Source organism: Pontibacter qinzhouensis (genome assembly GCF_008017455.1).
GTDB classification, from domain to species: Bacteria; Bacteroidota; Bacteroidia; order Cytophagales; family Hymenobacteraceae; genus Pontibacter; species Pontibacter qinzhouensis.
The window spans coordinates 44,346-58,126 of sequence record NZ_VRTY01000031.1 but is presented as its reverse complement, the minus strand read 5'-3'; the positions used below and the strand labels follow the sequence as shown (position 1 = coordinate 58,126).

Annotated in this window: 11 protein-coding genes; all 11 read right to left on the bottom strand. The window is 36.2% G+C overall.

Translation table 11 applies throughout. The annotated features are described in order from the left end of the window. The coding region (locus FVR03_RS10180; protein ID WP_187270113.1) for a transposase at positions 1–260 on the bottom strand (260 nt) is incomplete at its 3' end. Positions 261–894: 634 nt separating this feature from the next. Beyond that, complete coding sequence (locus tag FVR03_RS10175) at positions 895–2,214, bottom strand: nucleotide sugar dehydrogenase (RefSeq protein WP_147921642.1); 1,320 nt, start codon at positions 2,212–2,214, stop codon at positions 895–897. A gap of 290 nt (positions 2,215–2,504) precedes the next feature. Continuing rightward, the gene (locus FVR03_RS10170) at positions 2,505–3,662 is read right to left on the bottom strand and encodes a glycosyltransferase family 4 protein (protein ID WP_147921641.1); all 1,158 of its coding nucleotides are present in this window, start codon (positions 3,660–3,662) and stop codon (positions 2,505–2,507) included. Beyond that, entirely contained in the window at positions 3,659–4,651 is a 993-nt protein-coding gene (locus tag FVR03_RS10165; RefSeq protein WP_147921640.1) for a glycosyltransferase, read from the bottom strand. The genes FVR03_RS10170 and FVR03_RS10165 overlap by 4 nt, the downstream gene beginning before the upstream one ends. A 297-nt stretch (positions 4,652–4,948) precedes the next feature. Beyond that, on the bottom strand, positions 4,949–6,721 hold the full coding sequence (locus FVR03_RS10160; protein WP_147921639.1) for an ABC transporter ATP-binding protein: 1,773 nt from the start codon (positions 6,719–6,721) through the stop codon (positions 4,949–4,951). Positions 6,722–7,233: 512 nt separating this feature from the next. Beyond that, positions 7,234–8,496, bottom strand: a complete 1,263-nt coding sequence (locus tag FVR03_RS10155; protein ID WP_147921638.1) for a hypothetical protein — start codon at positions 8,494–8,496, stop codon at positions 7,234–7,236. Between the two features lie 146 nt (positions 8,497–8,642). After that, positions 8,643–9,776, bottom strand: a complete 1,134-nt coding sequence (locus FVR03_RS10150) for a glycosyltransferase family protein (RefSeq protein ID WP_147921637.1) — start codon at positions 9,774–9,776, stop codon at positions 8,643–8,645. Beyond that, positions 9,773–10,780 (bottom strand): CgeB family protein, encoded by a 1,008-nt coding sequence (locus FVR03_RS10145; protein WP_147921636.1) that lies wholly within the window; start codon positions 10,778–10,780, stop codon positions 9,773–9,775. Before FVR03_RS10145 ends, FVR03_RS10150 begins: the two co-directional genes overlap by 4 nt. Further along, positions 10,780–11,886: a glycosyltransferase family 4 protein gene (locus FVR03_RS10140; RefSeq protein ID WP_147921635.1), complete on the bottom strand. Its 1,107-nt coding sequence runs from the start codon at positions 11,884–11,886 to the stop codon at positions 10,780–10,782. The genes FVR03_RS10145 and FVR03_RS10140 overlap by 1 nt, the downstream gene beginning before the upstream one ends. Further along, complete coding sequence (locus tag FVR03_RS10135) at positions 11,886–12,830, bottom strand: glycosyltransferase family 2 protein (RefSeq protein WP_147921634.1); 945 nt, start codon at positions 12,828–12,830, stop codon at positions 11,886–11,888. The genes FVR03_RS10140 and FVR03_RS10135 overlap by 1 nt, the downstream gene beginning before the upstream one ends. Then, positions 12,827–13,780 carry a glycosyltransferase family 2 protein gene (locus FVR03_RS10130; RefSeq protein ID WP_147921633.1) on the bottom strand — a complete coding sequence of 318 codons (954 nt, stop codon included), beginning with the start codon at positions 13,778–13,780 and terminating at the stop codon, positions 12,827–12,829. Before FVR03_RS10130 ends, FVR03_RS10135 begins: the two co-directional genes overlap by 4 nt. Position 13,781: the final 1 nt, after the last annotated feature.

Sequence of the window (13,781 nt, the reverse complement as noted above, 5' to 3'; positions counted from 1 at the left end):
TTGTTGCCGTCCACTCCCGTGTCCTCTGCCACGAAAGGAGCAACCTTAACAGACTGGGTGTCAATGTGCAACTGACTCGGGGTAGGCTCCTTGTTGACCCGCTGACGCTCCAGTTTGTTGAGTGACCAGTTCAAGCGCTCGAGGGTGCCGTCTCTCTGCCACTTCCTGAAATAGTAGTAGACCAACTGCCACTTGGGGAAGCTCTCGGAAAGGTTCCGCCACTGATGGCCGATGCGAAGGCACCAGAAAATGGCGTCCACGATAACCCGTAAACTGTGATTGCGTTTGCGTTAAGTAGGAAGCACTTCTTTAATCGCTTCCCATTGCGAGTCAGTGAGTCTCTGATACTGAGATTGCATAAGCTATAAGGTGTGGTTACTCTATGGCTTACGTGCTGACTCGCTCTTTTTCTGCCAATCACCAAAATTTAAACATGCTCTTATACCCAATTGCATAAACCTCATTCCAAAACTATATTTATTTTTCTGTCATTTTGGAAAGATCTTGTGGCCGGAAACTATACATGACTGCGAAAAGAGATGATTAGGGAAAACACTATGGAAGTGCTAAACACTACCTTAGTATTATTCCTTCCCAACACGAAATATGATATTTAGCAACATTAGAAATGTTAAAATAAGGTATGTAATGACATATCTAGAAGCATTTCTATCCATTTTCCTTAGGGGAGTTACTCAAATTGTTAGAATAGCTTTACTTCGAGTAAACTTCAGCAAAAAATACTAATCAAATTCCTTTTTTCAAGGAGATGCAGGGGTGGTTAATGAGGGTTTCCTATTTCGATAAATTTCCTGCTGCCCTTACCCCAGGCACCCACAAGTCTTGAAAACACTGTGAGGTCAAGGCTGCTGCTTCACCTTAACAAAACTCATCTTACAAACGCGCGTCCACCAGATCCCTATTTAAACATGCTTTTGTATCAAAAATAACGGCATTATCTCGCTTCAACTTGGCAAAGTCGATGCTCAGGAACTCATTATGAGCAACAGCCACAACGATAGCATTATAAACATGGTTTTCGTTCAGGTTGCTTTCTATTTGTATACCATATTCATGCCGCACTTCCTCTGAATTTGCCCAAGGGTCATAAATGTCAACATCCATTCCAAACTGAACCAGTTCATGATAAATATCAATTACACGTGTGTTCCGCACATCCGGACAGTTCTCTTTAAAGGTAAAACCCATTATTAGCGCTTTAGCCCCTTTTATCTTTTGGTCTTTGTTGATCATCAGCTTCACCAGTTTATTGGCAACAAACTGCCCCATGTTGTCATTTACACGTCGTCCTGACAGAATCACCTGCGGGTGGTAACCCAGGGACTCCGCTTTGTGCGCCAGGTAATAGGGGTCCACACCAATGCAGTGCCCTCCAACCAGGCCGGGTTTGTACTTCAGAAAGTTCCACTTCGTTCCTGCGGCTTCAATCACATCGTGGCTATCAATACCGATCCTGTCAAAAATAAGGGCAAGCTCATTAACGAACGAAATGTTCACATCCCGCTGGGCGTTCTCAATTGCCTTCGAAGCCTCCGCCACTTTTATACTTGGAGCCTTATGGGTTCCTGCTACAATAATAGAACGGTAAATATCGTCTACCCGCTCCGCAATTTCAGGTGTGGAGCCGCTCGTCACTTTCTTAATTTTTGTGAGGGTATTAATTTTATCGCCAGGGTTGATGCGTTCCGGTGAATATCCGGCGAAGAAATCTTTATTGAATTGGAGGCCTGAAATTTTTTCCAGCACAGGCACACAATCTTCTTCCGTACAGCCCGGGTATACCGTAGACTCATAGATCACCAAGTCACCACGCTTTAAAATCTTACCAAGCATTTCAGAGGCTTTGATTAATGGTCTTAAGTCTGGTGCTTTAAACTGGTCTATAGGTGTAGGAACTGTTACAATAAAGGTATTATACTTCCGCAGCTCCTTTGTGTCAGATGAAAAATACAGCCCGATTCTCCCCTTCCTGTCAACTCCCTTCAGAGCCATGACAGCTTCCAGGTCCTGCACATCTGCTTCCTGGGTACGATCCTGGCCTTCGCCCAGTTCCTTTACCCGTACTTCATTTATATCAAACCCTAACACATCATATTTCTTGCTTAGTTCTATGGCAAGCGGCAGACCAACGTAGCCAAGCCCAATGACAGCAATCTTCGCGTTTTCAACTACCAGGTTATTATTGTTGTTCATTCTTATAGATTAATGGAATTGTAGCACTATTTAAAATACCGGTGCGAATTTAGCATTTTTTTAATTTAGACCACCTTTGAATTAAAAAACTTGTTGTAGTGAGATGCAGAAATGTTAAGGAGAGCTAGTATGGAAACTCAACCTAAAAAGACCCAGAATAAGGTAAAGTTTGCCTCTTAACTTTTATCATGGAGTTTCGCCAAATTATAAATACTGAAAAATGTACTTCAATGGCCCTAATAGGAGCATTTATAATCCGTTTTTATTTAGGAGTTGCTGACTTTACATTCTTATTCCAAACTGAATAAGGCTATGTTAGCTGTCAAAGTTTCTTCGTCCTGCAGCACCTCTAGAGCATATTTTGCGACAGCTGCCTGCATAGTTATAAAGTTTTCCTGCGGCATTTTAAGCAGGTTTTCGATAGCTTTATGGAATTTATTTGGTTGCTCCAGTGGCAAATCGAACCCTACACCAGCCTCATGCAGGTTTCGCCAGGGGGTTTTGTCGCTGATTATCACCGGCAGGCTTGCCGTCAGGCTCTCCAGAATAACATGTCCGAAATTTTCTCCTTTGGTAGGCAAAAACAGGGCATGGTATTGCTGCAAGGCAGCAGGTACCTCCGTATTGTCTATGCTTCCTCTGTAAGTAACCTGAATATTGGCAGGCAATACTTTTATTATTTCCAGGCAGGAATTCCAATAGGCCGTATCATTAATTTGCCCAAACAGATCATACGTTATCTCCCCCTCGAACCTGTTACTGGCCAATACCTCCAGACCATAGCGGGTATTCTTTTCAGGAGAGATACGGGCAAAGCTTACCAGCCTGAGTTGATTTACTTTCTTTTCGAGGCTCACTGACTTACCCTGCCCGTTATACTTAGCAGCCAGGTTCGATGCCATTATAACCGGCGTTTTCTTACCCAGTACCTGACGTATATGTCCGGCCTCCAACTCATTGGTTGCATGAAACAAAATCGATTTGTAAAGCCCAACATACCGGGCAATTTTAAAGAAAAGTTGTTTTTTACCACCTTTTACTTCCCTTGCTCCTGGCGCAAACATTCCTCTTCCCGCCACTATTACTCTCCTGGCTTTCAACGACCGAGAGATTAAGAGCGGATAGAGGGAGAAGTAGCGTGAGAAAATTCCATTGATATAGATAATATCCGGCTGCACCTCCTTCATCACATGCTTTAAGGTGCGATAGCTAAGCTCTCCGGATGAGAAGTAATAAATAGTTATCCCATACAGCTTTTGCCAGGTATCAGGCTCTATGCCAGGGAATGGCTCTGTTGAGTTATAGTCTGTATTGCGGGTAAGGATGAAAAATTCGAATTCCTCCTTCAGGTGATCAACCAGGTTGGCACAGGATCTGATAGGTCCTCCAGCTTTATAGCCGGGCAGGAACCAGTCGATCGTAAGTAAGATCCGGGTTTTCTTCTTCATAATGACATGCTATCATATAGCTCCAGGTAACGTGCTGCTATAACTTCAGGTCGGTATTTTTTCACATTTTGCAGGCCATTCTGAATGAGTTGCTCCCGCAACTGATCGTTCTGAATCAGTTCTACAATACCTCTCCGGATATCTTCCATGCTTAATGGGTCTACTAACATGGCCGCATCAGCCGCCACTTCTGCCATGGCTCCGATGTTACTGGTAAGCACCACCCGGCCAACAGCATTGGCTTCAATAATAGGCATCCCAAAACCTTCGAAAGTAGATGCAAACGTTATGATATCTGCCTGCTGGTATTCCTGCAGCAATTCTTCATTGCTCAAGCCCACCTTGTTTATAAAATCGACTTTATGCTGCTCCAGCATCTTTACTTGAGATTCACTTAGTTTACCGACAATGGTAAGCCTGCAACTAAGTCCTGCAATGGCTGGTATCAGTTTCTCCAGATTCTTGTTATACTTGGTCCCGATCTGCAACAAGCGTGGCTTCTCTTTCTGGAATGATTTAGGTGTATAGTGATAGATACCTGAAACAGGATTAGGGATGACAATAATCTTATCCGGGTCCACAGAAACCTTTTGAAGCAACTTTGATTTTGTATGCTCAGACACTGCTGTAATTTTGCCTGCCGCCTTGACCGGCAAAACCAGCCAGAAAAAATGAAGCAAATGGCTGGCTAATCCACCCTTCCTTTCTAATGACTCAATATCATGTATGGTTAAAATTGTTTTCCTTTTAGGAAGCGCCAGCGTAATAAAATTAATATCACCCGTCACATGGTTAAGCCCCTTGTGATTTTTAGCAGCTTCACGGAGTAAGTTTAGCCTATTTTTTAAACCGGAGCTGTGACAGGACATATAATGATTGTGAAACCGTATTTGGCCCTGTAGCTGTTGCTGCACGATACTAAACAGGTTCTCAATACTAAAGGCACCCTCGCGAGGCTTACGGAAGAAGAAAGTAACTCCTTTTTTCAAAATAGCATAAATTTGTAAAGATTATTTTTAGACGATATATAGACAGCGACAGTACTTCCTGGAAAAAAGTTTTACGAAAAATACAAAAGAAAAAAAGTCATATGTCTTGAGTCGTGATACTTGTATCCTGTTTCCTGGAGAGATACAATTTCAATTTCCGATAAGTTATGACGCAGTCTATAGCGCTGCCTCAATTTTTATTGTTAGAGTTATTTTAATCTTTTTGCAGCCAGTTCATATCCGCATTAGCATTATTTCTAATTCATGATCTCTAATTTCTATCTGGCGTATCAATTACTACTCAACAGGTTTATTTATCAAATCTCCATAAGAACAAATTCTCTTTATTTTACCGCTTTCCAGCTCAATAATCGAGTCACACCGGCGTAAGGTAGTCAATCTATGAGCAATAATAATAACGGTCATATTATTGTCAGCTAACCGACTGACTGCTTCGTTGATTTCATTCTCAGTCGTAGCGTCTAAAGCACTGGTGGCTTCATCCAGTATCAACAGCGTTGCACCATGATATAAGGCCCTTGCAATTCCGATTCTTTGCCTTTGCCCCCCCGATAACAGAGAGCCCCTGTCACCCAAATTGGTATTAACACCGTCTGGTAAATGGTTCACAACATCAGACAAACTCGCCAGGCTCATCGCCCGGGCGAGTTGATCAGCATCAATTTTTTCTTTGGGCACACCAAAAGCAATGTTTTCTGCCAAAGTAGCATCCAAAATATAAACGTCCTGCTGTACGTAGCCATTTTTCCTTCTCCAACTAGTTATATTTTTTACTTCAAGTGGCACGTCATCAATGCATATTTCACCAGAAGTAGGAGCATAAAAACCCAACAGAAGATTAACCAGCGTACTTTTTCCGGAACCAGATCTACCAATTAAACCAGTTATACTATTTTTCTTTATTTTAAAAGAAACATCATCCAACACACCCTTATCACTATTATAGGAAAATGAAACATTTTTTATCTTTATATGAGAAGAAAAACTAATATCTACTAAAATAGCTTTGCTGGAAGTTGTATCACTATGAGTCAATTGATTTAATACATCAAAAGTATATTGAAAACCTTTTAGCCCAACTAAGGCTATCATAGATCTGTTAATGGAAGGAAGAATTCTATAAGCTGCAAGAGCAAAAACAGATAGTAACCCTACGATATGCTGTTTATCCCGCACAAATAGCAGCCCGTAAAGTGCAACGATAGTTATAGTAGCCATCAAACCTGTTTCTATAACTTTAGTAGGTGCCTGCTGAAAAACCCTATCAAGCATATTTAACTCTGAAACTTTAACAAGATGCTTTCTATGGTTTTCCAAGAAATATTTTTCCGAGTTATTCATTTTAGCATCTATAAATCCATATATAAATTGGAACAAATTGATGTTTAGTTTAGGATTTTCTTCATTTAGTTCCTGCTGAATAGCTTTAGATCTATTTTTAACTACTCTGTAGAATATAGTAAGGATAGGGACCACAAACACTAACAGGAATAGCACTAAAAGAGGATCATATAAGAAGATTGTGATTAATATAATTACAATAATAATAAACTCATTAAGAATAGTTATTAGATTTAAAATTATATTGTAAACAAAATTATAAGGTATTTCATTTATATCCCTGATAATAATACTAGGATTATGGGATTTAAAAAATTTTAGATCCTTATTCTGATAAGCTTTAAATAGCTTTAATGAGAAATATGTGTAAAGTTTAAAGGAAAATTTTGCTTGCTGTTTGTAAATCAAAAGACTAAATACATTTTTTGCGATCATAAAAGCCATAACTAACACGGCAAAAATAACTAGAAAATTTGTCTGAGACTCAAAGCTAAACAATTGGTAAAGCCAACGGAAAACTTTTATATCTTCGATAATATTGTCTTGCAGCAGAATCATAATAATAGGAAGAATGGCAGCAAGCCCAACAATTTCGAGGATTGAGTTAAATAATAACAATACCATCATACCTAACGCACTACCTCTTATTTTAACAGGTAAAAGTAGATAAACCTTCTGAAGCGTTATAGCTAAAATGTTGTCAAGCATTTCTTATGATTACTCACTAATATGTGTCAGGCCGATATATATTTCACTGATGTCTGCAATAAACAGCTTCAAAATATAAATTGCCACCAACGCTTTTCATTTTCCCCTACTCTTAAGTATTGGATGGCTAAAATTCAAATCTGCTTAAAATTATATTTTACATGATAATATTTATATATTCGCCCCCAACTAATAACTCAATGGTTTAGTGATGTCCTCCAAATTTACCAATTTTCCTCCTTTAATCAGTAACCTTGGATAGACAAAACATGATTAAGCTCATCACCTTGCTAAGAAACTGTTTTAAAACCTATTTGAAAGCTATTTTAGAAACCGGGATTAAATCTATAAAGTCCATTTCTGCTTTATTTAGCCTATTTCCCAAATTTTACTTTATCCGTTTGAGAAGGTTTTAAAACAGCTTCTTAGGAATTATTAATTCATAGTGATCAAAATAGTTCTTTCTTCTCCAGACTTCTTCACAATATCTTTAGAAGAGGTTGACTTTTGAACTATAATTTTAATTTTAAAAATCTGGGAAATGACTTATATAATATCCAAGTAATAAAGCAAGCTTTAACTAGGTGATTAAAAACTGTTGTAAAATCTGTTTCAGCTTTTACAACTTGTAGGAAAATAAGTGGAAGCCAAAGAATTAAAGAAGGATAAAATTTTGAAAATTTGTAAATTGAAGCAAGTATAAAATTAAAAATCATACCAAAAGCAAACATAAAGAGCGCACCTCCAGAAGACCCAAAGTTAGCATAGGCTTCCCCCAGCGGGCTGATATTCATACTTGTGCCAGATGATAAAACTAATCCGGAAAATCTGGTGAAGTATTCTTTACCACCTGCCACATATTTGTCAGGATTAAGAAATCGAGGAAGAATACTTGCTGAAATTCCATCAACTATCGTCTCGCCATTTGCATAAGGTTCCCAAGTTGGCACATTATATAATACGTTACCGACAATCCATCCTTGATTAATACGATAAATAAAACCATTTATACTTTTGTCTGAAAAGAGAGTAGTCATATCAGAAATTCGTTCCTCAATTAAACTTTGAAAATACTCAGTTTCCTGACCAGAAGGTATACTGCCAAACCAAAGTGCATTCCTATATTCACCTTTAACAGATTGAACTAAGAATAAAACAAAAAAGCCTGCTGCAGCCGCCGATAGTTTAATAAAAAATGGGATTTTTTTAGTAAGTGTAAATAACATACCTACAAACATCGTCCACAGAATCAGGTCGTGGAACATGGAGCTAGTAATAGCATTAATTGCTAATAGTCCAAAAACTAAAATAAATAATGTAGTCTTTTTATTTGATTTTGAATAGAATAGGTAGAAGACACCTATAAATTTCAGATTCTTTAGTAAAAAGAAAAAGAAAGCTAGCCCACCAGGAACTATTTTAACTAAGTAGGAAGATACTAGACCAATCCCGATTAGAATTAAAGCAACTTTTTCCTTATCTGCTAAATAAGTTTTTGTGGCAGATAAAAGCCCAAAACTAAACTTGCCTTTAAATAGAGGGAAATAAAGCCCAATTATTAAGGCTATAATTGCCGGAATAGCAAAACTGAAATATTCATCTTCTGTAACAGGAATTGAATAATAATCCCAATTAGGCAAATATTTAAAACTCAGAATGGGGCCCAGTAGCAGCTGAAAAGCATACATAAAGGCTATCAATCCTCTGATGGCAATCTCCCTATCTAGTTCTTCCAGTAAATTTATTAATGTTATAAACCATAAGCTCAAAGCCATAACGGAATAACTGTTAAGGTTGAAATAAATACTGATGAATCCATAACAAAAAAGAAAAACAAGAAGGTATTTAATTAGGTATAATGCCCCTAAAGACGTAATAGACCTATTTCGTAAAGGTTCAGTTAATACCATTTATATTTTTGTTAAACAAGTTCTTCAAGGAACTTAGTGTAAACATTTTCAGCAAAGAAAATACTATCTTTCATATTTAAACCATCTCTATTGAAAGCTTCATAAACATCAAAACTAGCTAAGTTCTCAAAATCAACTTCTATAACCTTAGGATAAGATTTTTTTGTAATATAAGGATAAGTGCCTAGCATTTTATCAGAAAACCAAACATCTAAACCACAAGCTAAATATTCAAACAGTTTATTTGAAGCACAATATTTGCTATTATTAGATAAGCCTTTATAAAGAATTACCCCGATATCATAATTCTGCAATACTGATGGAAGACCTGAATATTCTATACCACTAGAATAAAAATTAAATTGAGGCATATCTAAAGTATTGAGATAATCAGAAGTTTCTGGGTCTAGATTAAAACAATAAATATCAAATGTAAATTTATACTTACAAGAAGCTAACCATGTACAAAATTCTTTTATATAAGTCGCTTTAAGTGACAATGACCCCACATAAACTAACTTAAGCTCCTTTTCATCACCTGGAAATTTTAAAACTTTATTTTTCAATTGATCCGACCAAACAAGTGGAGGATAATTGGGTAAAACCCAAAGCATGTCTTTATTTAAAAATGGGTAATCAGCCAAAAAGAATTTCATCCTATATTCATTTGTGTGTGAAATAGAATAAGCTCTTTTAAAAAGAAAATTAACTTCTATTCTATGATAAAGCTTAACAAGCTTCATCCCTCCTTCATACCAGTCTTTAGAAAAGTACTCATGAAAATGAATAAGCAATTTTGCCTTTTTATTAATAAATCTTAAATAGAAGAAGGCGGGAAGAGCAGAATAAGTTTCATAATACAAGATTGTATCAGGTTTGTAGTTAAGTAGTTGAAGAAGCGTATAGATATTAAAATATATTTGCTTCAAAAAGCTAACAACAGAACTCTCATTTTTCTTCGGAAAAGGAGAGCGTTTTATTACAATTTTTTCTGAAACATGAGTTGCTCTTTGGTGTTGATTTTTTGATGAAAAGACCTTTAATTCTATGTTATGATTTAAATTCTTTTCTAAATAGTCTAAAAAGTTTGTTACAGGAGGGTAATATTCTAAGGGTTGATAATGTATTAGGGCTATTTTTTTCACGTGATTATTTCTTTAACAATTTCCTGCAGTAAATCTCCATACTCGTATTTCCTCATTACCTTTTTATAGCCTCTATCTGTTAGCACTTGTAGCTCAGACAAATTGCAAGAATAATATTTTATTTTCGAAATTAGTTCAGAAATATTTTTGTAAAAAATAGCTTCATCATTTTTAAAAAAGGTATTTGTTTCAAAATTCGCTTCTGTCAATAGCGCCGTTCCACAAGCTGGAATCTCAAATGTTCTTGTTGTATGCAATTCCGGAAACTTTTTAGATAAAGCACCAAATCCAAACAAGCTACCAGAAATAGCTTTCGCATACTCTTCACCAACTAATTTTTCACCTAGAAATTTTAAGTTATTATGGTTACTGTTCAAAAATTTAGACCAACCATAACCAGCTAATTTTACAGATAATCCAGCATTCAAAAGGTGAGTTAGTATTCTTTCTCGACTAGGCTCACATAAACCGATAAAAACTATACTTTTCTCCTTTTCATAAAAGGAATGATATGGTTTGTGTATTGTTTTATCAAATCCTTGTGTTGTAAAAATGAGCTTATCGGCGTTCACTAATTTTAAATAATTTTCTTTATCAAAAGATTTTGTCGTAATCAATAGATCGTAGTAATGGATTCCGCTTTCAAACAAAAAAGATTTATTTTGGAAAAATGCAGTATCAGGAGTATAATGAATAAGCTTAGATGTTCTTGCTTTTAAAAACTTAAGGGTATCCTTATTTATGAATATCCCTTTATCAATCCAAATTAACTTATAAGCCAGCTCTTTCACGTTACATTTGATATAGTTATTGATACTGCTAATTAAAGGACCAACTTTAAATCTAAAGCCAATACTCCTGCTGAATTTATTACATTCATAAAATGGAATATCACTATTAATAACGTGAAACTGGTGGTCAGGTAATAATGATTTAAATTTATCGGCTCTCATTCTAGATGTAGAACCTGCTGTGTATTGACCAATGTAAAGGATATGAGCCACTATTTAATAATTGTTTTAAAAAAGTGCTCTCCTACCTTTTCCCATGTAAAATTGGATATTGAAAATTGTCTTACACTTTCTCTCATTTTTAAATATTTACTCGGTTGAGAACATAGGTAACTCATCTTTTCATACACATCATCAACAGAAATGGGAGTATGTAGAAGTAGCCCTGTTATATTATTTTTTATTAATTCTGGTATAGCAAAAGAAGCTGGCGCTATGGATGGACATCCATAGTAACCCGCCTCGCTTATAACTAATGCATTCGTGTCTTTACTAGTAGGATGGACTAATGCAAAACTATTACTAAAAATACATTTTAGCTTTTCATACTCCTCTGGCTTACTCTTGCTAAGAAAGCCTGCATATTCCACATTTTTCTTAACAAGAATATCCTTTGGGGGTTCCTCTCCAACTATAATCATTGTAGCATTTGGATAATATTCACGCAACCGTTCAAAAGCCTTAACACATAAGTCACCTCCTTTAGGAATAAATTCTTTAGAGATAAATAAGAACTGGAAATCTACTATCTTCTGGAAAGACTCTGGGATATCAATAAATCCACCTAAACCAGCTACACTAAAGTTATGCCCATCTAAACCATAATGCTTCTTTGTCTCGTTAAGAGCCCATTTACTTCTAAAGAAAATTTGAGAAGCAGCATCTAACCACTTTGCTTCTGCTGCATAAATACGTTCTAAATCGGATCCAGAAAATTTAATACCTTTATTATAAATAGAAACATAAGTAGCAAAGCAAGCATCTGCGTAAGCATAGTAAGGCAGGCTACTTTTATACTTAATCCAGGAAGTAAAACCATGAAAGAAGTTGGCATCAGAGTCATTCTTATTAACAGCGGCTACTTTAGCTGCAATTTGCTTCAGCCTGTTGTCAGAAAAGAAATGATAATTCCCCGGTAAACCAATACTTCTGTTGAGCTTTGATGTAAATTTTGAGGCTGTATCAATTGGTAAATTAATCGGGCCACAGTAGTTAACATCAAAGAAGCGGCTTAACTGCTGATAGGTAGCAGCATTTACAGCGGAACCACCTCCGGAGGTCTCGTTTAGTGATAAATTTGTTATGAAATTAATCTTCATTATCTCAATAGGTTTCGAAGCTTTAAAGCTTTAAAGAAGCCAAATAGCTTTACAAGAACTTTGAATAGTGGTCCCCCCATTGAAGTTCTACAATTGACTGACAAATTCTTTAGCTGTAAGCATGCTCTTTCAACAAGATGAGGATAGGCAGGCGAATACATGTAGATAAAATTACAAAAATTTATTGCAAGTGCAGCTCTAATCATTGGTGAGTCATATTTTTGCATCACCACCTTTTTATAAGACTCAAAGCTTTTAAGAAGCGATTCAGCCTTACCTTCAGAATTGTTTATCTTGGATATGCTATTTTTATTGCCTGATCTATAATAAACGAATACTGATGGGCAAAACTTTATGGTTTCGGTTTGTAGCAGCACCCTTGCAAAAAACTCCCCATCCTGATTTAGGCTAAGTTCTTCATTCCACCCTCCAGCCGCGCTGATTATTTCTCTTGGAGTTAACCAAACAGAGGTCTGTGCTGCTCCCCTTCCACTCCAAGAATCTATTAACCATTCAACTGGTTTTTCATAATCTTTATTGACTACTTTTACTTCAGGTTTAAAATCTGTAATAGAATCATAAAACCTCCCCCATGTACATGAGGCAACAGATTTGGGAGTGTTTGAAATTAAATAAAGTTGCTTTTCAATCTTATCAGGAGAAAGCAAATCATCCGCATCCAGATATTGAATGAACTCTCCGTTTGAAACAGAAAATGCAAAATTCCGTGCGGCACATGCTCCTTTATTTTCCTGTTTAAACACCCGTACTTTTTCTGATTCAAAAGCCTTAGCAACTGTATAAGAATTGTCTATAGAACCATCATCAACAATAATAATTTCTACATTTTCCCAAGTCTGATTTAACACAGAATTAAGTGATTCCGAAATATATTCTCCAGAGTTGTATACAGGAATCAATACTGAGACTAAGGGTAAATTCATTTTGAATAGATATTACTAAATGGATTGTCCGCAAAACTTACTCTTAATGGTTTAACTGGAGAATATGCAGAAAACGGATCCTTAATCTTTCTTGATTTAAAATAACAGGTTATGGTATGAATAGGCAAATTTAGACCTTTTATTAATTTAAGTGCATCTGTAAATTTGAAGCGTTTTATTTTACCTATTATTATCTGCCACTCAACTCTTCTTATATTAAAGAAAGCATCCATTTTTTCGTCCTCTGATAAAGGACAGGATGTATCATTTAAGAAGTAATGATACATCCTCTGTCTTAAAAAATAAAATTCAAGATGCTTGCTCAAGTTTGAAGACGCCTGCCCAGGCGTTTGTCTCCACCAGGTTATATTATCATTTATTACAAGAGAATTATGGCTGTTAGCAATTTTTAACCTTATAAAATCATCTCCATTAGGATAGTCTTCAGATAAGCCTCTTACTTCTTTTAGTACAGATGTTCTGAATAATATACTGGTAAAAGCTGTTCGCAAAAAAGACTCACCTAAGAAATGACTAACATAAAATTGGTGTGGTGTAACTACTATAGGATAATAAAATCGTGTACTCCGCTTTGCCATCAGTGCCATTGCACAAGTAGGAAAAGCATGAAGCATTCTAACCATGAAGTCCAAACCATGAGGGTAAATCATGTCATCGCCATCAATAAAAATAAAATATTCTCCATCCGCTAGGGTTATTATTTTATTCCTATTAGGATACTCCTTTAAGTTAATTTTGTTTGTGTATAGTTTTATTCTGGGATCTTTAAAAGATTTAACTTTATCGATTGTAGTATCAGTTGAGCAATCGTCACAAACAATTAATTCAAAGTTAGTATAACTTGAGCTAAGAACACTTGTAATAGCATCTTCTATATATCTTTCAGAATTGTAGGTTACCATACCGATGGTAACTAGTGGATTGCTCATT